Here is a 25,338-nt window from a genome sequence, read left to right as displayed (position 1 = left end):
CTGATTTGATCTTGCCAAGCCTTTATAAAAAAAGCAAAGCCGCATGATTTAAATGCGGCTAAAAGTAGTAGATCTACAGACCTTATTCATTAGAACTGAACTTGATCCACATCAATTTCTACGCGTTTTAAAGGTTTATAGTCAATGTCTACTTCACCAATTAAAGTCACATTTGTATTGGCTGAAATAGGGCGACCTTGCCAAAGTTCATCATCTACATCAATTGTAATGCTACCTGTCTTATCACGGAATTGATATTTTTCATCACCTAAAGACTTTACAACCTGACCATGTAATTTGATCGGTGTATTATCTTTTGAGGTTAATGCCTGTTTTACTGTGGTGACAGTTGCCGGAGCAATTGCAGCTTGATTCACTGGTGTATTCGCGACAACTACGCCAGCAGCAGTCATACCAGCAGTCATCAACATTACTTTAAGCATATTCATATTATTACCCTCTGTTTATGGTTCCCTCTTGGGATAAAGCAATTAAATCAACCATAAATGAGGTGAATCTTAAGAAAAACTTAATTTAATGGCACAACCCTCAAGACCTCTTCTAATGTCGTAAGTCCTTCAATCACTTTACGGGCTCCTGCAATTCTTAAAGGTTCTATACCTTCTTTTTTAGTTTGAGTTCTTAAATCATTTAATATCACATGACTACTAATAAGGTGTTTAAGCTCAAGACTGACCGGCATAAATTCGTAAATACCGACTCGCCCTTTATAGCCTGTATGACGACATTCTTCACAGCCTACCGCTTGATAAACCGTTTCAGGCATTTCCATAATGTAGTCAAAGGTTAGATGTTCCCACTCACCCTCATTAATATGAGTTTTTTGCTTACAGTGTGGGCAAAGCTGCCGTACTAAACGCTGTGCGAGCACACCTAAAATGGTTGCGGCTGTCAGAAAAGGCTGTACCCCTAGATCATGTAAACGAGTCAAACTCGACGGTGCATCATTTGTATGTAAAGTTGATAAAACCAAATGACCTGTTAATGCTGCCTGAATGGCCATATTCGCTGTATCTTGATCACGAATTTCCCCAATCATAATAATGTCGGGGTCTTGTCGCATCAGAGCACGTACACCGTCTGCGAAGCCTAATTCAATTGCATTATTCACCTGCATTTGGTTAAAACTAGGCTCTAGCATTTCAATCGGATCTTCAATGGTACATACATTGACCTGCTCGGTTGCAAGCTGCTTTAAAGATGAATATAGCGTTGTGGTTTTACCGGAGCCTGTGGGACCTGTGACTAAAATAATACCGTGGCTATTTTTTGTTAATTGTTGCCATTGTTGTAATAAACGCTCCTCAAAACCTAGCTGCTGAAAAGAACGTACCAGCACATCAGGATCGAAAATTCGCATCACTAGTTTTTCACCAAATGCGGTTGGTAAGGTTGATAAACGTAATTCGGTTTCTTGCCCTTTAGGTGTACGTGTTTTTAACCGGCCATCTTGTGGTTTACGTTTTTCCGCTACATTCAAACGTCCTAAAATTTTAATCCGAGAAATCACAGCGGTCAGTGTATTTGAAGGCATGTTATAAATGGTGTGTAAAACGCCATCAATCCTAAATCTGACTTTACCGTTATCTTTGCGCGGTTCCATGTGAATGTCACTGGCACTCTGCTCAAATGCAAACTGTAAAATCCAATCGACTAATTTCACAATATGCTGATCATTAGCATCTGGGTTTTGACTATCACCAAGCTGCAAAAGCGCTTCAACATTTTTACTGTCACGATCATGAGCTGCATCTTTTTGAGCAGAGTTTACCGCGCGACTCACCTGATAATATTCGCGCAAATAGCGTTGTAACTGTTCGGGATTAAGCAATACCCGTTCAATTTTTTTAGGCGCTAGACTACGTTCAAGGTTATTAAGCCAATCTGTTTGAAATGGTTGATCTGTTCCAATCACGATTCGGTCAGCATGAATTTCAACAGCTAAAATATGGTTGCGAATAGCAAACTCTTGTGACATGACCTGCGTTAAAGCGCTGACATCTGCCTTTAAAGGATCTATCACAAATAGAGGTAGCTGAACCCGATCTGCAAACCATAAACATAAGCGGTTTAAACTCAAATGGGCATGTGTGTGTTGCTGATCTTTTAAATTAAAATGTGCGATCCACTGTAATGGATGCCACTTTAACTGGTCTTTTTGGCGGTGACTTGTCTGTACCAGTAATTTATCTCGTTCTGTTATACGGCCTTCTTGTAATAGTTGTTCTAGACACCAATACGTATCTATTTCTACATGTGCATTCATGCGTTATCCCCAATATATTTTTATAATATAGCAGAGATGTTTTATATTTAAATATCCTTTAACATCAGTTAATTAAACCACTGCTCATCTTAATATTTTTTTGTGTCACAGGTCATATTTATAGAAATATTTTTCTACATGGTTTTGTCTAAAAAAGACACTATGCTCACTATAATAAAAAGCATAAACTGAAAATGAATACATGATTTTAAAATGATTCAAACCTACATATAACAATAAGCAAAGAGGAAGTAACATGGAGCTTCCAATGACAATGTCATTACAAACAGTATCATTTGAAGAATTCATTACAGTCATTGCTGCGGCGCTTGGTTGTGGCTTATTAATTGGTTTAGAACGAGAACGAAGTAAGCTTAAACATGAATATAAAACCTTTGCGGGTTTCCGTTCTTTTGCAATTAGTGCTTTATTAGGAGCAATCTGTTTTTTATTTGGCATTGAAATTGGAATTGTAGGCGCTTTACTCATTGGTGCTATTAGTATTGTTTCGCTCAAAAATCAACCCAATGACCCGGGCGTGACCACCGAACTCGCCTTTATTATGACTTACTTCATTGGGGCACTTTGTATTTGGAATATTTCGCTCGCTGCTGGCCTAGCTGTGATCATGACAACTATCTTAATAGCTAAGCAGTCTATGCATGGCATTGCCAGTCAATGGATTACTGAATCAGAATTACGTGATGGTATTTTTCTACTTGCCTTACTATTAATCGCTCTGCCTTTAGTACCTAATAAGCCTTTTTGGGGACCGGTTTTAAATCCACATGTGATTTTAAAATTACTGACTTTAATCTTATTTGTTCAAGCCCTTGCCCATATAGCAAAGCGACTTTTGTCATCTAAAAATGCTTTATTGCTTTCTTCTTTAGCTTCTGGATTTGTTTCTAGTACAGCAACTATTGCCAGTTTAGGTTTAGAAGTACGCTCTGGCAAAGCCAACGCAACAACAAATGCAGGTGCTGCATTGATGTCTTGCGTTTCAACACTGATTCAAACCTTAATTATTGTGATCGGTATTAGCTTTGCTTGGTTCAAGCTGATTATATTTCCTACACTTATTGCCTTAGTAGTATTAGCAGTATGGGCCTTTATTTTATTACGTAAAGCCGAGCCTAGTACAGCTTCACCCGAGCTGGACTCAAGAATGTTCAGCTTAAAAGAAGCCATTATTATTGCGGGTACACTTACCCTTATTCAGGCAGGTGTTTATGGTTTAAGTCTATCTTTAGGCGATGCGGGATTAATCGCGGGGACTTTACTTGCTTCATTATTTGAAATACATGCAGCTATAGCGGCGGTCATTGTGCAAGGTGAACCTGATAGCGCACATATGACACCTTTATTAATTGCCTTTTTAGGAGGTTTTGCAGTTCACGCTCTTGCTAAAAGTGTGAACTCTGCAATTTCGGGCGGACTACGCTATGCCCTTGCTTTCGTTCCCGCCCAGCTCATTCATATGGCTATTTTTATTACTTTACTTTGGCTCAACATCCACTGGTTTTAAAATATCTATTATGTAAGCGAAGAAGTCTTCACCACATCGATGACGGTAATTACAACTTGATTGACCTTAAAATGAATATCAAAGTCTGAAAATTTCATTTTATAAACTCTTTCAGGGTCTTCTTGATAGGCAGGCCGAGGATCTAAAGCTAATACTTGCTCAAGCTCATCAATGTATTGCGAATCTATTTCTTTATTTTGCAGAAAATATTTTTGAGCTGTTAACGCAGTTTCATTCCAAATAACTGCCTTTCGTTCAGGTTCTGCATGCGCATAACCACTTTGAGCCTCCGCAATTGCATCAGAATATTGAATATAAGGTTTGATATCTAAAATTGGGGTGCCATTTAATAAATCACTTCCAGTGACATAGACACGAACGGACTTCCCCACCTTTTCCACATTATTAAGTTTTACGACTGAAAGCCCGATTGGAGAAGGTCTATACATACTTCGTGTAGCAAATACTCCAATTTTTTCATTGCCACCTAAACGTGGTGGACGAACCTGTGGGCGGAATTTATCTGCGCTGCCTTGATTTTTATTGTCATGAAACTGCCAAACTAACCAGAGATGACTAAATTGCTCAATTCCCTCAAAGGCTAATAAGTCATTATATGGTTCTACCATATCAATATAAGACTCAATATTGACCAAATTAGGCTGGCGTGGAATACCAAATTTTTCACGATAGGGAGAACACATGTGGCCAATGATGGGGAAGGTGACAGAATTGATCATCACTTTTTCTTATAAACACAATTAAATATATTCAGTTTATCGGGAATGAAATTAGATTAGAATAGCAATCTGTTTTCTTTTAATCGTGATCGAGACCTTTAATGGCTGCTTTTAACGTTGAACGCATTACTCATGTTCACCACTGGAATGACACTCTTTTCAGTTTTAAAACTACACGCGATACCAGCTTACGTTTTAAAAATGGTCAGTTCGTAATGATCGGACTTGAAGTGAATGGCAAACCGTTAATGCGTGCGTATTCGATTGCAAGTGCAAACTACGAAGAAGAGTTAGAATTCTTCTCAATTAAAGTACAAGACGGTCCTTTAACTTCGATTTTGCAAAAAGTACAAGTTGGTGATGAAATCTTAGTTTCTAAAAAACCGACAGGTACTTTGGTTCATGATGACCTTTTACCAGGTAAAAACTTATACCTTTTATCTTCTGGTACTGGTCTTGCTCCATTCTTATCAATTATTCGTGATCCAGAAACTTACGAACGCTTTGAAAAAGTAATCGTTGTTCACGGTACACGCTATATTTCTGAATTAGCTTATCAAGACCTTATCTTGAACGAATTACCAAACCATGAATTCTTTGAAGAGTTAGGTATTAAAGACAAGCTTGTTTACTACCCTACTGTTACTCGTGAACCTTTCCACACTCAAGGCCGTGTAACAACTGCAATTGAAACTGGCGCTTTATTTGAAAAAATCGGTTTACCACGCTTCAACCGTGAAACTGACCGTGCAATGCTTTGCGGTAGCCCTGCATTCTTAAAAGACGTTGCTGCATTACTTGACCAACACGGTTTAGTTGAATCACCTCGTATGGGTGAAATGGGCGACTACGTCATTGAACGTGCGTTTGTAGAAAAATAATTTTTTCTAGAAATAAAAAACCGAGGTAAAGTCCTCGGTTTTTTATTTCTGTTTTACAACTTAATTGTGCCATCGATACAGGTGACAGCGGTTCCACCCACCAAAATTTTATCTTGATACAATTCAAGTTGAAGCTGTCCATCTCGACCTACCGCCCCACCTTGTGAAGAAAGTACGACATCATTTTGTGCAGGAAGAATCCCATAATAACGAATAAATGAAGCTACGCTACCATTACCACTACCACAAACAGGATCTTCATTTATTCCACATGAAGGGGCAAATGAACGAACTTCTATATGTTTTTGTTCATCATTATTTTCATGAAAACCAAAAACTGTCGCACCCGTAACTTTCATTTCTAAATCATGTTCTTTTAAAGCGGCAAAGTCTGGTTGGCTATCTAGAACAGCCTCAGCATTAACAGCTTGTAATACAATCCAGCGCGCCCCTACATCTACCAATGCAGCGTTCCATTGAATATTAATTTCACATTTTAAAATTTCTGCTAACTTTTCAGTATGCATAGTATCTAGTGGAGTAATTTTAGGCTTAGGTAGTTCAAATGAAATATGACTTGATTCACTCACGGTCAGAGTCACCAAACCAGCACCGCACTGCTGTACCAGCTTACCTTCTTTCGCTTTAATTAGACCAGCCTCAAGCAAAGCATAGGCAGTACCAATTGTAGGATGTCCTGCAAATGGCAATTCATTTTGCGGAGTAAAGATTCGAACCTGATAGTCAGCTTGTGAATCGGTCGCAGGGAGCACAAATGTGGTTTCAGAAAGATTAGTCCAGTTCGCAATGGCTTGCATCTGCTCAGACGTTAAGGTGCTGGCGTCCATAATGACCGCAACAGGATTTCCTTTAAATGCTTGTGAAGTAAAAACATCAACTTGTTTAAATGCAACAACAGACATAGACCTCTCCTACTGATTTTAATATTAAAAAATATGGCTATTAAGTCCTTACCATTTCTTGATCTTACTGATTTATTTTTAATGGTCACAGTATCAGTTAATATTAAAAATAATAGACACAGTTGTTAAAAATAGATTCAGATTAAATGGATAAATCTATAAAACTAACAATATTTGAGATAATTAAGAGATCACTATAGAGTGTATCCATTGCTTTGGCTTTTTAATGAATTGACATGTACAAATATAAAAAAGTGAGTGATGACCTCACCCTTCAAATTCAGAATGGCAGGCAACCTGTGGGTTCTCGGTTGCCATCAATTCGAGATTGTGCCCAGCATTATCAGGTCAGTATTAACACTGTAAAAGAAGCTTATCGCCAGCTTGAAGATCAAGGTTTAATTTCAGTTCGTCCACAGTCTGGTTACTACGTTTGTCATGCACCTTCAAACTTACTAGAACTCGAAGAGCGTTATGTCAGTGAAGAAAAAGTATCTCTTTCAGGAATTAGCTGTTTTCTCGCACAAATTGTTAAAAAACAAATGGACCCCGACTATGTCAATTTGGCCCTAGCTTGCCCTTCTGGGGAAAATTTTTATCCAATTGAACGCTTAAAACGCTTAACTGCTCAAGTTTTACGGACACAGCCAGATATTTTTAAAAGCTATACCTTGCCGCCCGGTTCTATACGTTTACGTACTCAAATTGCTAGGCGAAGCTTACAGTTAGGTATGTTTCTTTCAGCAGATGATATTGTGCTCACTCATGGCACGATGGAGGCTTTAAGTCTCGCGATTATGGCAACAACTCAAGCGGGCGACAGCATAGCGCTTGAGATTCCTACATTTCACAACCTGTACCCACTCCTTCATAATTTAGGTCGAAAAATTGTAGAAGTACCGACCTCGCCACATACAGGTATGTGCCTTGATGCACTTGAAGAACTCTTAAAATCTCAAAGTGTACAAGCCATTTTAACCATTCCGACAGGACACAATCCTCTCGGTTTTAGCATGCCTGAGAGCAGCCGCCGTCGCTTGGCAGAGTTAGCTAATCAGTTTCAGATTCCTGTTATTGAAGATGCGATGTATGCCGAATTGCAACTCACCGAGCCTCTCTTGCCCAACATCAAAGCGTTTGACCAAAATGGATGGGTTTTGGTGTGTGGCAGCTATACCAAAACTGTGGCGCCCGACTATCGAATTGGTTGGCTAGAAGCTGGACGTTTCCGTAATATTGTGCAGCAGCTTAAATTTACAACCACTGTTGCTGAGCCTGCTTTACTCACAGAAACTTTAGGACTTTTCTTAGAGAATGGCGGATATGATCTACATTTACGTCAACTCAAAAAACGCTATCAACAACAAATTGACACCATCAAATCTTATATTTGCCGCTATTTTCCAGTCGGTACTCGAGTCAGTCGTCCACAAGCGGGATTTATTTTATGGTTAGAACTACCCGAATCAATTGATACCCTAGAACTGTTTCATCAGGCCATGGATGAAAAAATCTTATGTATGCCCGGAATTTTGTGTTCGGCTGATAAACGTTTTAGTCATTGTTTACGTATAGCAGCTTGTTTTGAGTTAAATCCCAAAATGTTAAATGCTTTGATGCGCTTAGGAGAGCTAGCAAAAAATATGCTGCCCGTACAAAAGGGTAATGATCAAATCCCTACTAATTCAGTAGGTTGAATCCCAAATCTGGAGTTAATAAAATAAAATAAAACCATATATTTTTTATGCCTTTTATTTTATGAAAACTGAGCTTCTCTCTCCCGCAGGTTCACTTAAAAACATGCGCTATGCTTTTGCCTATGGTGCAGATGCCGTATATGCAGGCCAACCACGTTACAGTTTACGTGTGCGTAATAATGCTTTTGATCATGACAACCTAAAAATCGGAATTGATGAAGCCCACGCTTTGGGCAAAAAGTTTTATGTTGTGGTGAACATTCAACCGCATAACAGCAAATTAAAAAACTTTATTCGTGATCTTGAACCAATTGTAGCGATGCAACCAGATGCTCTGATTATGTCTGATCCTGGCTTAATCATGATGGTGAGAGAGCATTTTCCTGATGTGCAAATTCATCTATCTGTTCAAGCCAACGCTATTAATTGGGCCACTGTTAAGTTTTGGAAAGATTACGGTTTAAGCCGAGTCATTTTATCTCGTGAGTTATCATTAGAAGAAATAGAAGAAATCCAGCAACACGTCCCAGATATTGAACTCGAAGTTTTTGTACATGGTGCACTATGCATGGCCTATTCAGGCCGCTGCCTACTTTCTGGTTATATGAATAAACGTGATGCCAATCAAGGTGCTTGTACCAACGCTTGCCGTTGGGACTATAAGTTGCATGAAACCCAAGAAGATGCAAATGGAGATGTGATTCCAGTTACTCAGCTCAACGCGTCAGAAAAGTCTTGCTGCTCATCAACACAATCAGAAACAACCTCGGCTCAAACGCTGCTGGTACAACGCAATGATGAAGAAATGTTTGCGGCTGAAGAAGATGAACACGGCACCTATTTCATGAACTCTAAAGATTTACGTGCGGTACAGCATGTAGATCGTTTAACCAAAATGGGCATCGCCTCACTCAAAATTGAAGGTCGTACTAAATCCTATTTTTACTGTGCCCGTACCGCCCAAATTTATCGAAAAGCTATTGATGATGCTTTAGCAGGCAAACCATTTGACCCAAGCTTAATGAACCAACTCGAAGGTTTGGCAAACCGTGGTTATACCGAAGGCTTTTTGAGACGTCATGTGCATAGCGAATATCAAAACTATGCTGATGGTTCATCGCATTTCAACTACCAACAATTTTGTGGAGAGGTTTTAGAACGTCACGGCGATTATATTCGCATTGAAGTTAAAAACCGTTTTGTGGTGGGCGACTCACTTGAGCTGATGACGCCTCAAGGTAATATCACCTTTACTTTAACCGAAATGCGCGATTTAAAAGGTAACCCAATTACCGATGCTAAAGGTTCGGGGCATTTTGTTGAGATTCCACTTTCACAAGATGTTGATGTTAGTTATGCCCTACTCATACGCAATTTGCCGCATGCTAAGGAAAACATTACTGCCTCAACATTAGCTTATTCAGCGAGTTAAACATGGCACTTTTGATAACAAGTGACTGTATCAATTGTGATATGTGCTTACCGGAATGCCCCAATACAGCTATTTTTGAAGGCAACAAAGTTTATGAAATTGATCCACTTCGTTGTACCGAATGTGTAGGCTTTTATGATGCACCCACATGTAAGGCGGTTTGCCCTATCGATTGCATAAAACCAGACCCTGCACATATTGAAAACAAAGAGCAACTGCTAGAGAAATTTAAGGATTTAAATATACTCGGCGAATCTATGTCTTAAAAAGTCTATCAAGGATCAGGCTAAGGTTGCTGATCCTCTTAAATGACTATACAGATCAATGATTAAATAAATGAATAAATAGCTTAAGCCACTTTGCTAATGATAAAATCAAATGATCAGTTCAGTTTGTTTTACTGGTATTTTTGTACCCCAAAAATTGCACAATCGTTAAAATTGGTCTAACCATTTCAACATTTCATATAGATTGATTAAAACTCTTTCTGGCGCAGCTCCCCATGTCTTATCTTTATTTAGCAATTGCGATTGCTTGTGAAGTTATTGCAACTTCAGCCTTAAAAGCATCTCAAGGTTTTACTGTTCCCATTCCGTCCATCGTTACTGTTGTGGGCTATGCAATTGCTTTTTATTTATTATCCCTGACGCTAAAAACAATTCCGATCGGGATTGCATATGCCATTTGGTCGGGTGCGGGTATTATTTTAATTTCTGCAATTGGCTGGATATTTTACAAACAGCATTTAGACTTGGCGGCCTGTATTGGTCTTACTTTAATGATTGCAGGTATTATCATTATTAATGTGTTTTCTAAAAATACCCATTTATAAAATATAAATAAAAATAAACCGAGTACGATGAAACTCTTTTTATAAAAAATTTCATCTTACTCGGTATGAACAGCTTATTTCAAACTGCCCGTCAAAAATTGTTTTAGACGCTCACTTTTCGGGTTATTGAGTACTTCATCAGGATGGCCCTGTTCCTCAATTTTCCCTTGATGCAAAAAAATCACTTGATTAGATACATGACGTGCGAAGCCCATTTCATGTGTCACCACAATCATAGTACGTCCTTCTTCAGCCAAGCCCTGCATTACTTTTAGTACTTCACCCACCAACTCTGGATCAAGCGCGCTGGTTGGTTCATCGAACAACATAACTTCTGGTTCCATAGCCAAAGCACGAGCAATCGCTACACGTTGCTGCTGACCACCAGATAAAAATGCCGGATATTTACTTTCAACGCTTTCAGGTAATCCCACTTTACGTAGATATTTGCGCGCACGTTCTTCCGCTTCAGCACGTTTAACTCCAAGTACATGGATTGGCCCCTCAATGACATTTTCCAGTACTGTCATGTGAGACCATAAATTAAAGTGCTGAAATACCATCATGAGCTGCGTACGCATTTTTTGTAGTTGCTTTGGTTCAACTACTTTTAAATTGCCTTTCTTATCAAAGACTGTGCGTAGTTTTTCACCATTGAGCTTAATCGTGCCATTGCTCGGTTGTTCTAAAAAGTTAATGCAACGCAGCAAGGTACTTTTTCCTGAACCAGATGAACCAATAATACTAATCACATCACCGGCATTTGCATCAAGTGATATCCCTTTAAGCACTTCATGATCGCCGAATTTCTTATGTAAATCGCGAATCACTAGTTTTGCAACTTGTTCCATTTATGTCTCCTAATGATTCGATGGCTTTAAAAATGCCAACCAACGTTTTTCAAGCTTACGAAATAGCCCAATCAAAATAAAAGCCAACACTGCATACAACACCGCGGCAATTCCAAAAGCATTGAAGGTGTCATAGGTTGCCGCATTCACATCACGCGCAATTTTTAAAATGTCAGGAACAGTTGCTGTAAATGCAATAGTTGTCGCGTGCAACATTAAAATCACTTCATTGCCGTAAAATGGCAGAGCACGTCGTAACATCGACGGAATGATAATGCGAGTGTATCGTTTCCATTTTGACATACCGAAAGCTTGTGCAGCCTCAATCTCGCCATGTGGAATAGAACGAATTGCCCCAGCGAAGATTTCAGTTGTATATGCACCAGTATTGAGCGCGAATGCCAAAATGGTGCAATTTATGCCCTCTCGAAAAAAAGCATCAAGAGTCTGGTGTTCATGGATGTAATCAAAGCTGTAAATACCTGAGTAAATAATCAGCAATTGAATGTAAAGTGGAGTGCCACGAAAAACATAGGTATATAACCAAACTGGGCCACGTAACCAGATATTTTCTGATACTCGTGCAAGTGACAAGGGCACAGCGAGAACAAAACCAATACCAATAGAAAGCACCAATAACCAAGCAGTCATCGCGACACCGGTCATTTGTAAGCCATCGGTCCAAAGGTATGCCTGCCAATATTGTTGAAGGATTTCAATCATAATTGTCCCTTCCTTACACCAGCAGAATAACGACGTTCAAGCCACATTAAAATCAGGTTCGACACGGTGGTAATCGCTAAATAAATGGCAGCAGCCACGATGCTGAAAAAGAACAACTGCATGGTACTTCTACCCGCATCTTGTGTAATTTTTACGATGTCAGTCAGGCCAATAATAGAAACTAGTGCGGTCGCCTTAATCAAAACTTGCCAGTTATTACCAATACCAGGCAAAGCGAAACGCATCATTTGTGGGAATAATACACGGTAAAAAACCTGCCACGGAGTCATTCCATAGGCCATTGCTGCTTCAATTTGGCCTTTAGGAACCGATTGAAATGCACCACGAAAGGTCTCGGTAAAATATGCACCATAAATGAACGCTAAAGTAATCACACCCGCCACAAATGGGTTGATATCAATTTGGTCCATTTGCAGTGCTTCAGTAATTTGGTTGAGACCCAACTGCAAGCTATAAAATAACAGCAGCATAATGACCAAATCAGGCACACTTCGAATGAGCGTAGTGTAAGCGGTTGCTATATAACGTAAAATTTTAATACTAGAGAGTTTTGAGCTCGCACCAATTAAGCCAATAATCACAGAAAGTAAAAGTGACAACAACGCAAGCTGTATGGTCATCCATGTCCCGCTGAGCAGGAGTGGCCCAAAGCCAGAAAAAAACATGACTCATCTTCTCCTTAAAAACAATATCTAATATTGATGAGATGAGAATAGATCTAAAAATGTCGGCTTAAAGCCGACATTTTTCACATCATTAGTAAATGCTAAAGGAGAAATATTTTTTCTCGAGTTTTTTGTATGTACCATCTGCAATGATTGCAGCGAGTGCTTTATTAATATTGGCTTTTAAATCCGCATCTTCTTTGCGTAAACCAATAGCTGCGCCTACACCTAGTGTTTTTGCATCAACCACATTACCACCAGCAAAACTGAAGTTTTTACCTTTTGGTTGTTTTAAGAAAGCGCCATCAACCATAATTGCGTCTTGTAAAGTTGCATCCAAGCGACCTGACATCATGTCTTGATAAATCAAATCTTGGACTGGATAAGGTACAACCGTTACACCTTTTGGCGCCCAATAGGTTTTAGCATAAGTTTCTTGAATTGTGCCCTGTTGTACACCGACACGTTTACCTTTCAAAGAGGCAGCTGTAGGTAATAAAGGCGAGCCTTTTTTTGCAACCATACGGGTTGGTGTATTGTAGATTTTGCTACTAAATGCAATTTGTTTTGCACGTTCATCAGTGACTGTCATTGATGAAAGAATGCCATCAAATTTTTTCGCTTTAAGTGCTGGAATCATCCCATCAAAAGAGTTTTCAACCCAAACACATTTGGCTTTGAGTTTTGCACAAATTGCATTACCCAAATCAACATCAAAACCAGTTAACTTGCCATCTGGTGTTTTATATTCAAACGGCGCATAAGACGACTCAGTACCAAAACGAATCACCTTCCAATCCTTTGCTTGAACATTCGTCGCAACAGCAGCCAAAACTAGGGTTGTTGAAACGAACATTTTTTTCATAAAGCTTGCCATCTTGAAGCTTCTCCTTAAAATCCTAATAAGGTGATAAAAACTTGAGCAATTTCTAAATTACTCTTCTGCTGAAAGAATTGCAATTTCTATACCAGTAAATTAAGGATTTATGAAGATGACTAAACAGTGGATTCTATTAATTGATTAAATGTTGAAAAATCACTCAAATTTTAAGTTAGTTTTTGAGTGTATAAGCTTCTGCCATATTTTCATTTTCAACCAATGTCCGAATGGTGTATTCATGATTATGTTCTTTAGCACTGGCAAATTCACATTTTTGATCCAATGACATTGAACAACCACTCAACAATGGACAACCTGCAAATAATTCAGCCACCCAATCTACGAAGACTCGAACTTTAGGCGATAAATGACGATTTTGTAGATAAACGACTGATATTGGCATAGGTGCAGGTAACCACTCAGTCAATACTTCCCTAAGTGCACCAGATTCCAAATGTTTTGCTACCATGTAATATGGGCATTGAATTAAGCCAAAACCTTGCACTGCCAAATCAATATATGAATCACCATCGTTGACAGAAACACGCCCTTTCACACCAACGCTATGAATCTCACCGTTCACCATGAAATCCCAGTCGATATTGCGTCCTGTACGGCTGTTAAAGTAATGCACGACCTGATGTTTTTGTAGATCCTCAATGGTTTTGGGTTCCCCGTGCTCCATCAAATAACGTGGTGCAGCAACCGTCACACACTGAATTGTTCCGATACGACGTGCCACCAAACTTGAATCTTTCAACTGACCAATACGAATGACACAGTCCACAGCATCTTGCACCAGATCTACGGGGCGATCACTCATTCCAATCACCAAATCAATATCAGGATATTTAGAATGAAAATCACACAGCATCGGAATCAGAATCAACCGCCCGATTGAAGCTTTAACATCAATGCGCAGTCGTCCTCGAGGTCCACGTTCTGAATCATGAAAAGTCGATTCAACGTCTTCGACATCGGCTAAAATTCGTGCAGTACGTTCATAATAAACCGCACCATCTGGCGTCAAACTGAGTTTACGGGTGGTTCGGTTTAATAAACGAACCTGTAAATGTTTTTCTAAACCCTGAATGGTTGTAGTCACAGAAGCACGCGGTAGGCCTAAACTATCAGCCGCTAAACTGAAACTATTTGTTTCGACAACTTTGTTAAATACTTTCATGGCATGAAATAGATCCACACGCACACTCCTATCAATTAATGCATTTTTTCATTCAAACACATCAATTGTTATAAAAATACGAATAGTGTTATCGAATTTAATATATTTATTCGTGATTGACAAACTTTTATGCTCCGTCCATCCCATAAACCCTGTTTCTCCCATACGGACCATAATTAAAAGTCTGAAAACAGGTATCCAAATAAGTAGGAGCACCTCATGTCATTTTCCCGCAAACAGTTTGCGCTGTCTGCCATCTTTGTCGCCATTTTGGCAACGGGTGGCAGTTTTATGTTTTTACATGAAAATGCCGATGCAAAAGCTGCACCGACCACAGCCCAACAAGCTGCTACTGTTGATATTTCTAATGTCATCAGCAAAACCATTACCGATTGGCAAGAATATTCCGGTCGCTTAGAAGCCATTGATCAAGTCGATATTCGGCCACAGGTTTCAGGTAAACTCATTTCCGTACATTTCAAAGATGGCAGTCTGGTTAGAAAAGGCCAGTTACTTTTTACCATTGATCCGCGTCCTTTCGAAGCAGAACTCAATCGTGCCCAAGCTCAACTCGCTTCAGCTGAAGCACAAGTGACTTATACAGGTTCTAATCTTTCTCGTATTCAACGTTTAATTCAAAGTAATGCTGTATCTCGTCAAGAGTTAGATCTAGCTGAGAATGATGCACGTTCAGCCAGTGCCAACCTGCAAGCCGCTAGAGCAGCCGTTCAATCTGCACGTTTAAATCTTGAGTACACGCGTATTACTGCACCAGTCAGTGGTCGAATTTCTCGTGCCGAAGTGACTGTAGGCAACGTGGTCTCTGCGGGTAATGGAGCACAGGTTTTAACAAGTTTAGTCTCTGTATCCCGCCTTTACGCATCTTTCGATGTTGATGAACAAACTTACCTGAAATACATCAGTAATCAGCGTAATTCAGCACAAGTTCCTGTCTATATGGGACTTGCCAATGAAACCGGGTTTTCTCATGAAGGAGTCATCAACTCAATCGACAATAACCTAGATACGACCTCAGGTACGATTCGTGTTCGCGCGACTTTCGACAATCCAAACGGAGTTTTATTACCGGGTTTATATGCTCGAATCCGTCTGGGTGGTGGTCAACCTCGTTCAGCAATTTTGATTAGTCCAACAGCGGTCGGCGTCGACCAAGATAAACGTTTTGTTGTTGTAGTCGATGCTAAAAACCAGACTGCTTACCGAGAAGTAAAACTTGGCACACAACAAGATGGCTTGCAAATCGTAAATAGCGGATTACAAGCGGGTGACCGTATTGTGGTGAATGGTTTACAGCGGATTCGTCCGGGTGACCCTGTTACCCCGCATCTTGTTCCAATGCCAAATGCACAAATCACCGCGAGCAGCACTACTCCTCAACCTCAGCCAACAGAAAAAACATCAACTCCGGCAAAAGGTTAATCACATATGAATATTTCTAAATTCTTTATTGATCGGCCGATCTTTGCTGGAGTGTTATCAGTACTGATTCTACTTGCTGGTTTACTGTCGGTATTTAAATTACCTATTTCAGAATATCCGGAAGTTGTTCCACCATCTGTGGTGGTACGTGCTCAATATCCAGGTGCAAACCCGAAAGTAATTGCTGAAACTGTTGCTTCTCCGCTTGAAGAATCCATCAACGGCGTTGAAGACATGCTGTATATGCAATCTCAGGCAAACAGCGACGGTAACTTAACCATTACGGTGAACTTTAAGCTTGGTATTGACCCAGACAAAGCTCAGCAATTGGTTCAAAACCGTGTATCTCAGGCCATGCCTCGTTTGCCTGAAGACGTACAGCGTTTAGGTGTTACTACGTTAAAAAGCTCACCAACTTTAACCATGGTTGTGCATCTGACCTCACCAGATAATCGCTATGACATGACCTACTTGCGTAACTACGCGGTCCTCAACGTAAAAGATCGCTTGGCTCGTTTACAAGGTGTCGGTGAAGTCGGTTTATTTGGTTCGGGTGACTACGCAATGCGTGTGTGGCTCGACCCACAAAAAGTAGCGCAACGTAATCTCACAGCAACTGAAATTGTGAGTGCAATCCGCGAACAAAACATTCAGGTTGCAGCAGGTATCATTGGTGCATCGCCAACTAATTCTCCTGTACAACTTTCAGTGAACGCTCAAGGTCGTTTAACGACTGAGCAAGAATTCGCAGATATCATTTTAAAAACTGCACCAGATGGCGCTGTCACTCGCTTAGGTGATGTTGCTCGTGTTGAACTTGCAGCTTCACAATATGGCTTGCGTTCATTACTCGATAATAAACAAGCGGTTGCCATTCCAATTTTCCAAGCACCAGGTGCTAATGCTTTGCAAGTATCTGATCAAGTGCGTAGCACGATGAAGGAGCTTTCAAAAGATTTCCCATCTTCAATTAAATACGACATTGTTTACGATCCGACTCAGTTCGTACGTGCAAGTATTAAAGCGGTTGTTCATACCTTGCTTGAAGCGATTGCACTGGTTGTTGTGGTTGTTATTTTATTCTTACAAACATGGCGTGCTTCAATCATTCCATTGCTTGCTGTACCAGTTTCAATTATTGGTACATTCGCGCTCATGCTTGCTTTTGGTTACTCAATCAATGCGCTTTCACTGTTCGGGATGGTACTTGCCATCGGGATTGTGGTCGATGACGCGATTGTCGTCGTCGAAAATGTCGAGAGGAATATTGAAGCAGGCTTAAGCCCAAGAGATGCAACTTATCGCGCGATGAGAGAAGTGAGCGGACCGATTATTGCCATTGCTTTAACGCTGGTTGCCGTGTTCGTTCCACTTGCCTTTATGACAGGCTTAACAGGGCAATTTTATAAACAATTTGCTATGACCATTGCCATTTCAACTGTTATTTCGGCATTTAACTCCCTTACTCTATCTCCTGCTTTAGCAGCCATGCTACTAAAAGGACATGATGCTAAACCTGATGCATTAACACGCCTTATGAACCGTGTATTCGGACGTTTCTTTGCGCTGTTTAACCGTGTGTTTACCCGTGCGTCAGACAACTATGGTAAAGGCGTAAGTCGTGTTATCTCTCATAAAGCATCGGCAATGGGTGTATATGCTGCTCTTCTAGGCTTAACCGTTGGTATTTCTTATATTGTTCCGGGTGGCTTTGTTCCCGCTCAAGATAAACAATATTTGATTAGCTTTGCTCAATTACCAAATGGCGCGTCTTTAGATCGTACCGAAGCTGTCATTCGTAAAATGAGTGACACTGCTCTTAAACAGCCTGGTGTAGAAAGTGCAGTTGCCTTCCCTGGCCTATCAATTAACGGTTTTACTAATAGCTCAAGTGCCGGTATTGTCTTTGTAACCTTAAAACCATTCGATGAACGTAAGGCTAAAGACTTATCTGCAAATGCAATTGCTGGTGCACTCAACCAGAAATATTCAGCCATTCAAGATGCCTATATTGCAGTTTTCCCACCACCACCTGTGATGGGTTTAGGAACCATGGGTGGCTTTAAACTCCAACTCGAAGACCGAGGTGCCTTAGGCTATTCAGCCTTGAATGATGCTGCACAAAACTTTATGAAAGCAGCACAATCAGCCCCTGAACTTGGTCCAATGTTCTCAAGTTACCAAATTAACGTACCTCAACTAAACGTAGATCTGGACCGTGTAAAAGCCAAACAACAAGGTGTTGCAGTAACAGATGTTTTCAACACCATGCAGATTTATTTAGGTTCTCAGTACGTTAACGACTTTAACCGCTTTGGACGTGTTTATCAGGTTCGAGCACAGGCAGATGCCCCTTTCCGTGCTAACCCTGAAGATATTTTACAGCTTAAAACTCGCAACAGTGCGGGACAAATGGTGCCTTTATCTTCATTGGTAAATGTAACTCAAACCTATGGTCCAGAAATGGTAGTTCGTTATAACGGTTACACATCAGCCGATATTAACGGTGGCCCTGCACCGGGTTATTCATCTAGCCAAGCAGAAGCTGCGGTTGAACGTATTGCTGCTCAAACTCTACCACGTGGTATTAAGTTTGAATGGACAGATTTAACTTACCAAAAAATCTTGGCTGGTAATGCAGGACTCTGGGTATTCCCAATTAGTGTATTACTGGTGTTCTTAGTTTTAGCCGCTCAATATGAAAGTCTAACTTTACCTTTAGCTGTAATTTTAATTGTACCAATGGGAATCTTGGCGGCTCTGACGGGTGTTTGGCTGACAGGTGGAGATAACAACATCTTTACCCAAATTGGTCTGATGGTGCTGGTCGGGCTGGCCTGTAAAAATGCCATATTAATTGTCGAATTTGCACGGGAACTCGAAATGCAAGGTGCAACTGCCTTTAAAGCGGCTGTTGAAGCCAGTCGTCTACGTTTACGTCCAATTTTAATGACTTCTATTGCATTCATTATGGGCGTAGTCCCACTGGTTACCTCAACTGGTGCAGGTTCTGAAATGCGTCATGCGATGGGTATTGCAGTGTTCTTCGGCATGATCGGTGTAACGCTGTTTGGTTTGTTCCTAACCCCTGCCTTTTATGTCCTGATTCGCACATTGAACAGCAAACATAAATTGCATTCGGCAGCAGTTCATGAAGCACCTTTATCTACCCCACATGATCATTAAGGAGGACATTTAATGGCTACAGCAAAACAAAGCTTATTATTGTCCTCACTCATGGGAAGCCTGCTGCTTGCAGGCTGCTCTTTGGCACCGGAATATCAACCTGCAAAAGTGATAGTTCCAGTCAAATTTAAAGAGTCTGACCCAAAACTTGAAGACAATAATTGGAAAATTGCCCAACCTGCCGATCAGCAGATTCGAGGTGAATGGTGGCGTGTTTTTAATGATGCTCAATTGAATGAGCTCGAACAACAAGCCATTTCTGGAAACCAGAGTCTTAAAGCAGCAGCGGCTAATATTCAAGCTTCACGTGCATTACGTGCAGCAGCACAAGCTGAACGTTTGCCAAGTATTGGTGCTGGCTTTGGCCCAACTCGTCAAAAACCCTCTCCTGCTTCACTAGGTTTAGATGACAATACCCATACATCGGCACAAACCTTATGGCGTGCTCAAGCAAATGTTTCATATGAGCTCGATTTATTTGGTCGTATCGCCAGTAGTGTCAATGCAGCAACAGCTGATGTACAGCAACAAGAAGCTTTATATCAGTCGGCACTTTTAGCCTTACAAGCAGATGTTGCCCAAGGTTACTTTCTCATTCGTCAGCTTGACGCTGAACAAGCAATTTATAATCGCACTATTAAACTGCTTGGCGAGACACGCGACTTAGTTCAAACACGTTTTCGAAATGGCTTAGTCAGTGAATTAGATGTTTCTCGCGCACAGACTGAACTTGCTACGGCTCAAACCAATGCACTTAACATTGCTCGTAACCGAGCCAATGCAGAGCATGCACTTGCAGTATTGTTAGGCAAAACACCTGCTGAGTTTAGCTTGGCAGTTCAACCTTTAACTGCAAACAGCATTCGTCTTCCAGCAGGTTTACCTTCGGCTTTACTGGAAAGACGACCTGACATTGCGGCTGCCGAGCGCGCTATGGCAGCAGATAATGCGCGTATTGGAATTGCACGTGCTGCTTTCTTCCCAAAACTGGACCTAACAGGTGCACTCGGTTATGAATCATCAAGTTTAGGTGAGTTGGGTAAATGGTCGAGCCGTACATTTTTACTTGGTCCAGTGGCAGGTACTATTTTATCTTTGCCATTATTTGACGGTGGACAACGTAAGGCTGGAGTTGCTCAAGCACGAGCTGCCTATGAAGAAAGCGTGGCAAACTATCGCCAAACTGTGTTGAATGCATTTCGCGAAGTTGAAAATGGTTTATCAGATCAAAGAATACTTGATCAGCAAATTCAAGCTCAAAATCAAGCACTCTCCTCTTCTCGTCATGCAAATCAACTGTCTCATTTACGTTATCGAGAAGGTGCTATCAGTTATCTTGATGTGATTGACTCGGATCGGACTATTTTACAACAAGAACAACTTTCTGCACAGCTTAACGGCACTAGAATGATGGCTAGTGTAAATTTAATCCGTGCATTAGGTGGTGGCTGGCATAATGCCGAGTCATCGGTAAAATCTAAAAGTTAATTCTTATCTAATTAACTTGACATAAAAAAAGCGCCATATGGCGCTTTTTTTATGTTTACAACTTATTGTGCGTATACAGGGAATTTTGCACAAACAGTTTCAACTTTCGCTTTTACGTCAGCAATAACTTTTTCGTCACCTTTGCTGTCAATCACGTCAGCGATCCAACCAGCAAGTTCACGAACTTCAGCTTCACCGAAACCACGAGTTGTTACCGCTGGAGTACCGATACGGATACCAGAAGTCACGAATGGAGAACGTGGGTCATTTGGAACTGAGTTTTTGTTCACAGTAATGTGAGCAGCACCTAACCAAGCATCTGCATCTTTACCAGTTACATCTTGCTTGATTAAAGATAACAAGAACAAGTGGTTGTCTGTACCGCCAGAAACAACATCATAACCACGAGCGATGAATACTTCAGCCATAGCTTGAGCATTTTTCACAACTTGTTGTTGGTAAGCTTTGAAGTCATCAGACATAGCTTCTTTGAAGCAGATTGCTTTAGCAGCAATCGCATGCATTAATGGACCACCTTGGTTACCAGGGAATACAGCAGATTGAAGTTTTTTCTCAATTTCTTCATTCGCTTTCGCAAGGATTAAACCAGAACGTGGACCACGAAGTGTTTTGTGAGTCGTCGTTGTTGTTACGTCAGCAATTTGAACTGGGTTTGGATATACGCCAGCAGCAACAAGACCTGCAACGTGAGCCATATCGACGAAAAGGTAAGCGCCAACTTTGTCCGCGATGTCACGGAAACGTTGCCAATCTACAACACGGCTATAAGCAGAGAAACCAGCGACGATCATACGTGGCTTGTGCTCTAACGCTAAACGTTCAACTTCTTCGTAATCGATCTCGCCAGTTTCAGCGTTTAGACCGTATTGAACTGCATTATAAGTTTTACCAGAGAAGCTTACTTTTGCACCGTGAGTCAAGTGACCACCGTGAGCCAAGCTCATACCTAAAACTGTATCGCCCGGGTTAAGAAGCGCTAAATAAACAGCAGAGTTAGCTTGTGAACCAGCGTGTGGTTGAACGTTTGCGTAATCTGCACCAAAAAGTTCTTTAGCACGATCAATCGCCATTTGCTCGATGATATCCACATACTCGCAACCGCCATAATAGCGTTTGCCTGGATAACCTTCTGCATATTTGTTCGTAAGTTTTGATCCTTGCGCTTCCATCACAGCAGGAGAGCAATAGTTTTCAGATGCAATTAACTCGATATGTGCTTCTTGACGCTCACCTTCAGAAGCAATTGCTTGAGCTAATTCTGGATCAAATTCAGAAATGGAAATATTGGCAAACATTAGCGGGGGTCCTATAAATTAGGGCTTTTAAGCCGTGCTAAGATTGCGGCATATTGTAGCATGAACTTTATAATTAAACAGAATGAAGTTAGCTCAGTTTTAAATAAAAATGGCTCAAGTTTTATAAAAAATGAGCCATTGTTTATAAATCAAATAAAAAGCTCGTTTAAAGCTTATATTTTAAATTTATCCATCGTTAATTTTAGCTTACAACAATATTAAAAAGTCTTTAAATATCAATAACCCTATTGAGCTGCCAGTAAAGACTGAACATTTCCAACAATATTATCTACATTACTGCTCATCACCGTGCCATGGTCCCAGTTACCCGTTACATAACTATTAATTTTAGTGCCTACAGCAGTGGCATTAGATATCAATAGATCAGTTGCCAATTTAGGTACTGTCGAATCTGCTACCCCTTGATAAATGATGATTGGAGTAGTGACTTTTACTTGTAAGGGCTGCGAATCTTTTTCCAAAAACGTTTTAACTAGCGGCACAGCCATAAAATTAGGTTGTGTACGTGTAAAGCCATCTAGTGTGCCATTATGGTCTTTAGCATAATTACTCATACCCTCATAAAAGGCTCCATACAATGGTCCTGAACAAAGGTTTTCTGCTTGTGCGGCAATACTTGAAATTTGTGAAGTAAAGACTTGTGAATAATTAAAGGCAGGTTGTGTGTTGCGAATGCCAGCTGTAACCAAAGCTGTATATGTATCAAGCTGTGCATAGGTTGCAATTTTAATATCTATCGGTGCATTCGCAACTTGCGCCTCTCCATCTACTAAAATACCCCCTAGATTAGAAGCAGGTGCTACCGCTACTGTACCTTTATAGTCTAGTTGTGCACGGCTCGCATATTGTGCAGCACCTAATGCAGCATGCCCACCCTGAGAATGCCCTACTGTTAACCATTTTTTTGAGGTTAATAAGTTACGCTGTAATAAATAATTGCGTGTTGCAACCACCGCATCTGTAATTGAAAAAGCCTCACTTTTAACATTTAAAAATGGATGTATGCCTGGAGTACCTAAACCTTCATAGTCAGGTGCGACCACAACATAACCTGCGGCTAGTAATTTACTAATTAAATCTTTTGTACTATCTGCTAAAACTGCTTTACTTGGTGCGCAAGCATCTGCCACACCCGTAGTGCCATGCGCCCAGACTACAATTGGCCAACCGCCTACTGGTGGTGGAGTGTTTGGTGTAAATACCAAACTGGTTGCCTGCACTTCTTGACCACTTTGACCCAACATTTTATAAGTCAAAATACTACTTTCTGCGGCAACTGATCCTAAGTTGGTGCTTGTGTAAGACTCGACCTTAACGACTGGATTTTGGATATTATTGGTTGGTGTCCCTGATGGATTAGTAGGAGCTGAGCCATCATCATTACTCCCTCCTCCACAAGCGACTAAAAATAAACTCGTGCTAAGAACACTGGTCATTAATAGGTTCATTTTCATTGGTATATCTTCCCTTAAATTCCATTTTTGTTTTGCTTTAGTTTTTTAATCAACATTTCCTAATGTCTTAAAATATTTACGCCTAATCTTTATTTTCCGCAAGTTCTATTGGATGAAATTAATCTCAGAAAACTCTATTTTTAATATAAATTAACGTTCTCGCTACTCTCAGGCCTCACTTCATGTTTTAAAGTGGGTAGCCAACTGTTAACATTCTTGATTACTCGTGATTGATTAAAGGGCCAGTTATGCAAACCATTATTTTAGATACAGAAACACATACACTAAATGGTTTGCCAATTGAAATTGCGTATGCCCCGATTGAGATTAATGCAGGCAAGCTCACCTTAGATAAAAGCAAATTATTTGATCAACTTTATCAGGTTGGTACACCTATCTCTTACGCGGCTATGGCAGTACACCATATATTAGAGTCAGATTTAGAAAACCAGCCCCACTATAAAACTTTTAAATTGCCAGAGACTACAACTTATATTATTGGTCACAATATTGATTACGACATTGCCGCGATTGCTCGTTGTGGCGTGGATGTATCGAATATCAAACCGATTTGTACTCTAGCTTTAGCGCGTAAAACTTGGCCTGAAGCAGAAGCGCATAATATTTCTGCACTCATCTATATGATTTCTCAAGGCAGCGGTAAAGCGCGAGAATTGCTCAAAGGCGCGCACCGAGCCGATGCGGATATTATTTTGACTGCTAATATTTTGATGCATATTGTCTATCATTTAAATATTCAAGACATTGAAGAGCTTTACCGAGTTTCTGAAGAAGCACGTATCCCTACGACTATTAATTTTGGTAAGCATAAAGGCACAGCTATTGCTGAACTTCCTAAAGACTATATTCAATGGTTATTACGCCAAGATGAACTTGACGTCTATTTACGTAAAGCATTAGAAGGCGCACTTTAAAGACTTAAATAGATGATATTCATCAATTCTTCATCATATTGTCATTTTTGAGTTTTATGGTTAACCCCATTTATATTTTATTAAAAACAGTACTGTTCAACTGAGAAAATTGAACAGTCTGATTTATTTTTATATTGGGGAAAAATGATGGCTGGTTTTTATCGAACCAATTTAGGAAGAGTCGCGCTTCAACAACGCAACATTACTTTAAATGCAAAACAAAGACGTTTACTACTATTAATAGATCACGAAGATTTTCAAAATTTAAATAGCGAATTTAAAAAACGTATTGCATCACCAGAGCTTATTCAACAGCTTATCGACTTAAAACTTATTGCTCCTTCTGGCGAAAATTATTCAGAATTAAATGAACAAATATATTTCCCACCATCATCCGTAACTACAATAGAAGCTCATCAAAAAAATATTATAGATGAGAATAAAAGTGACAATATAGTTAGTGAAATTCAGGTTACTCAATTACCATCTTTGCAATCTACAAATACTGAAAATACCCAGCCACCAATTCCAGTTCAACAGCTCTCTTTTGAAGAAATACAACAGTTGATGAAGCAAACCTTGAGTCAATATTGTGGGCTTATGGCAAAACCACTTATTCAGAAAATAGCGCAAATAAAAACGCTTCAAGAGCTTAAAATGTGCCAAATGCAATGGATTACAAGCTTACAGGAGTCGCGTATTCCACCTCATGAGCTAGCACATACGCTTCATTCTATTAATTATTCAATTCAACTTATTCAACAACGCATCTAAAAAAACAACAAGCTGCTGTTTAATTAAGCATTAAACTCACTTGTTACCTATTTCGTGCTTTACCTATTGGTGTTTTTTTCC

Annotated in this window: 23 protein-coding genes; 12 read left to right on the top strand and 11 right to left on the bottom strand. The window is 40.1% G+C overall.

What is annotated here, in order from left to right; all coding sequences use genetic code 11:
• Nucleotides 1–89: 89 nt before the first annotated feature.
• Nucleotides 90–449: a NirD/YgiW/YdeI family stress tolerance protein gene (locus KIP84_RS05825; protein ID WP_002118236.1), complete on the bottom strand. Its 360-nt coding sequence runs from the start codon at nucleotides 447–449 to the stop codon at nucleotides 90–92.
• A gap of 80 nt (nucleotides 450–529) precedes the next feature.
• A complete protein-coding gene (locus tag KIP84_RS05820; RefSeq protein ID WP_213689502.1) occupies nucleotides 530–2,287 on the bottom strand; it encodes a GspE/PulE family protein in 1,758 nt (585 codons plus the stop codon).
• Nucleotides 2,288–2,543: 256 nt separating this feature from the next.
• Between KIP84_RS05820 and KIP84_RS05815 the strand changes: the two genes are divergently transcribed.
• Nucleotides 2,544–3,815, top strand: a complete 1,272-nt coding sequence (locus KIP84_RS05815; protein ID WP_213689501.1) for a DUF4010 domain-containing protein — start codon at nucleotides 2,544–2,546, stop codon at nucleotides 3,813–3,815.
• A gap of 8 nt (nucleotides 3,816–3,823) precedes the next feature.
• Here KIP84_RS05815 and tsaA read toward each other — a convergent pair whose 3' ends face one another.
• Nucleotides 3,824–4,555, bottom strand: a complete 732-nt coding sequence (tsaA, locus tag KIP84_RS05810; protein WP_213689500.1) for a tRNA (N6-threonylcarbamoyladenosine(37)-N6)-methyltransferase TrmO — start codon at nucleotides 4,553–4,555, stop codon at nucleotides 3,824–3,826.
• A 101-nt stretch (nucleotides 4,556–4,656) separates the two neighbouring features.
• Here tsaA and KIP84_RS05805 point away from each other — a divergent pair, with 101 nt between their 5' ends.
• A complete protein-coding gene (locus KIP84_RS05805; RefSeq protein ID WP_002118187.1) occupies nucleotides 4,657–5,436 on the top strand; it encodes a ferredoxin--NADP reductase in 780 nt (259 codons plus the stop codon).
• 53 nt (nucleotides 5,437–5,489) lie between these two features.
• On the opposite strand, the gene KIP84_RS05800 is transcribed toward KIP84_RS05805, so the two are convergent.
• On the bottom strand, nucleotides 5,490–6,359 hold the full coding sequence (locus KIP84_RS05800) for a PhzF family phenazine biosynthesis protein (RefSeq protein ID WP_213689499.1): 870 nt from the start codon (nucleotides 6,357–6,359) through the stop codon (nucleotides 5,490–5,492).
• A 230-nt stretch (nucleotides 6,360–6,589) separates the two neighbouring features.
• Between KIP84_RS05800 and KIP84_RS05795 the strand changes: the two genes are divergently transcribed.
• The 4 genes from KIP84_RS05795 (at nucleotide 6,590) to abeS (ending at nucleotide 10,320) form a co-directional block, all read left to right on the top strand.
• Nucleotides 6,590–8,056 carry a PLP-dependent aminotransferase family protein gene (locus tag KIP84_RS05795; RefSeq protein ID WP_213689820.1) on the top strand — a complete coding sequence of 489 codons (1,467 nt, stop codon included), beginning with the start codon at nucleotides 6,590–6,592 and terminating at the stop codon, nucleotides 8,054–8,056.
• A 61-nt stretch (nucleotides 8,057–8,117) separates the two neighbouring features.
• Complete coding sequence (yegQ, locus tag KIP84_RS05790) at nucleotides 8,118–9,488, top strand: tRNA 5-hydroxyuridine modification protein YegQ (RefSeq protein ID WP_213689498.1); 1,371 nt, start codon at nucleotides 8,118–8,120, stop codon at nucleotides 9,486–9,488.
• Between the two features lie 2 nt (nucleotides 9,489–9,490).
• Nucleotides 9,491–9,754, top strand: coding sequence for a YfhL family 4Fe-4S dicluster ferredoxin (locus KIP84_RS05785; protein WP_033847630.1), 264 nt, complete (start codon nucleotides 9,491–9,493; stop codon nucleotides 9,752–9,754).
• 236 nt (nucleotides 9,755–9,990) lie between these two features.
• Nucleotides 9,991–10,320: a multidrug efflux SMR transporter AbeS gene (abeS, locus tag KIP84_RS05780; protein ID WP_004700493.1), complete on the top strand. Its 330-nt coding sequence runs from the start codon at nucleotides 9,991–9,993 to the stop codon at nucleotides 10,318–10,320.
• A gap of 74 nt (nucleotides 10,321–10,394) precedes the next feature.
• Here the strand turns inward: abeS and KIP84_RS05775 are convergent, their stop codons facing one another.
• The 5 genes from KIP84_RS05775 to KIP84_RS05755 form a co-directional block, all read right to left on the bottom strand.
• The gene (locus tag KIP84_RS05775; RefSeq protein WP_005068251.1) at nucleotides 10,395–11,171 is read right to left on the bottom strand and encodes an ATP-binding cassette domain-containing protein; all 777 of its coding nucleotides are present in this window, start codon (nucleotides 11,169–11,171) and stop codon (nucleotides 10,395–10,397) included.
• Nucleotides 11,172–11,180: 9 nt separating this feature from the next.
• Nucleotides 11,181–11,894 (bottom strand): ABC transporter permease, encoded by a 714-nt coding sequence (locus KIP84_RS05770; RefSeq protein WP_213689497.1) that lies wholly within the window; start codon nucleotides 11,892–11,894, stop codon nucleotides 11,181–11,183.
• Nucleotides 11,891–12,580 (bottom strand): ABC transporter permease, encoded by a 690-nt coding sequence (locus KIP84_RS05765; protein WP_014207230.1) that lies wholly within the window; start codon nucleotides 12,578–12,580, stop codon nucleotides 11,891–11,893. The genes KIP84_RS05770 and KIP84_RS05765 overlap by 4 nt, the downstream gene beginning before the upstream one ends.
• A gap of 91 nt (nucleotides 12,581–12,671) precedes the next feature.
• Nucleotides 12,672–13,457, bottom strand: coding sequence for an ABC transporter substrate-binding protein (locus KIP84_RS05760; protein ID WP_014207231.1), 786 nt, complete (start codon nucleotides 13,455–13,457; stop codon nucleotides 12,672–12,674).
• A 175-nt stretch (nucleotides 13,458–13,632) separates the two neighbouring features.
• Nucleotides 13,633–14,661, bottom strand: coding sequence for a LysR family transcriptional regulator (locus tag KIP84_RS05755; protein ID WP_213689496.1), 1,029 nt, complete (start codon nucleotides 14,659–14,661; stop codon nucleotides 13,633–13,635).
• A 201-nt stretch (nucleotides 14,662–14,862) separates the two neighbouring features.
• Here KIP84_RS05755 and adeF point away from each other — a divergent pair, with 201 nt between their 5' ends.
• The 3 genes from adeF to KIP84_RS05740 are packed head-to-tail and all read left to right on the top strand — an operon-like array spanning nucleotide 14,863 to nucleotide 20,757.
• The gene (adeF, locus tag KIP84_RS05750) at nucleotides 14,863–16,083 is read left to right on the top strand and encodes a multidrug efflux RND transporter periplasmic adaptor subunit AdeF (protein ID WP_213689495.1); all 1,221 of its coding nucleotides are present in this window, start codon (nucleotides 14,863–14,865) and stop codon (nucleotides 16,081–16,083) included.
• Between the two features lie 6 nt (nucleotides 16,084–16,089).
• Nucleotides 16,090–19,269, top strand: a complete 3,180-nt coding sequence (gene adeG, locus KIP84_RS05745) for a multidrug efflux RND transporter permease subunit AdeG (RefSeq protein WP_213689494.1) — start codon at nucleotides 16,090–16,092, stop codon at nucleotides 19,267–19,269.
• 12 nt (nucleotides 19,270–19,281) lie between these two features.
• The gene (locus KIP84_RS05740; protein WP_213689493.1) at nucleotides 19,282–20,757 is read left to right on the top strand and encodes an efflux transporter outer membrane subunit; all 1,476 of its coding nucleotides are present in this window, start codon (nucleotides 19,282–19,284) and stop codon (nucleotides 20,755–20,757) included.
• A gap of 62 nt (nucleotides 20,758–20,819) precedes the next feature.
• Here the strand turns inward: KIP84_RS05740 and glyA are convergent, their stop codons facing one another.
• Complete coding sequence (gene glyA, locus KIP84_RS05735; RefSeq protein WP_002118126.1) at nucleotides 20,820–22,073, bottom strand: serine hydroxymethyltransferase; 1,254 nt, start codon at nucleotides 22,071–22,073, stop codon at nucleotides 20,820–20,822.
• Between the two features lie 60 nt (nucleotides 22,074–22,133).
• On the opposite strand from glyA, the gene KIP84_RS05730 reads away from it, so the two are divergent.
• Nucleotides 22,134–22,295: a hypothetical protein gene (locus KIP84_RS05730; RefSeq protein WP_002118133.1), complete on the top strand. Its 162-nt coding sequence runs from the start codon at nucleotides 22,134–22,136 to the stop codon at nucleotides 22,293–22,295.
• Nucleotides 22,296–22,318: 23 nt separating this feature from the next.
• On the opposite strand, the gene KIP84_RS05725 is transcribed toward KIP84_RS05730, so the two are convergent.
• On the bottom strand, nucleotides 22,319–23,548 hold the full coding sequence (locus KIP84_RS05725; RefSeq protein ID WP_213689492.1) for an alpha/beta fold hydrolase: 1,230 nt from the start codon (nucleotides 23,546–23,548) through the stop codon (nucleotides 22,319–22,321).
• 248 nt (nucleotides 23,549–23,796) lie between these two features.
• Between KIP84_RS05725 and KIP84_RS05720 the strand changes: the two genes are divergently transcribed.
• Together KIP84_RS05720 and KIP84_RS05715 are read left to right on the top strand one after the other, a co-directional pair.
• Nucleotides 23,797–24,483 carry a DUF3820 family protein gene (locus KIP84_RS05720; RefSeq protein WP_213689491.1) on the top strand — a complete coding sequence of 229 codons (687 nt, stop codon included), beginning with the start codon at nucleotides 23,797–23,799 and terminating at the stop codon, nucleotides 24,481–24,483.
• A 144-nt stretch (nucleotides 24,484–24,627) separates the two neighbouring features.
• Nucleotides 24,628–25,257 carry a hypothetical protein gene (locus KIP84_RS05715; RefSeq protein WP_213689490.1) on the top strand — a complete coding sequence of 210 codons (630 nt, stop codon included), beginning with the start codon at nucleotides 24,628–24,630 and terminating at the stop codon, nucleotides 25,255–25,257.
• Nucleotides 25,258–25,338: the final 81 nt, after the last annotated feature.

Origin of the sequence: Acinetobacter sp. BHS4, from assembly GCF_018454425.1 — a bacterium.
In the GTDB taxonomy this organism is placed as follows: domain Bacteria; phylum Pseudomonadota; class Gammaproteobacteria; order Pseudomonadales; family Moraxellaceae; genus Acinetobacter; species Acinetobacter pittii.
The sequence above is the reverse complement of the archived record's forward strand: the minus strand, read 5'-3'. Positions and strand labels throughout refer to the sequence as shown.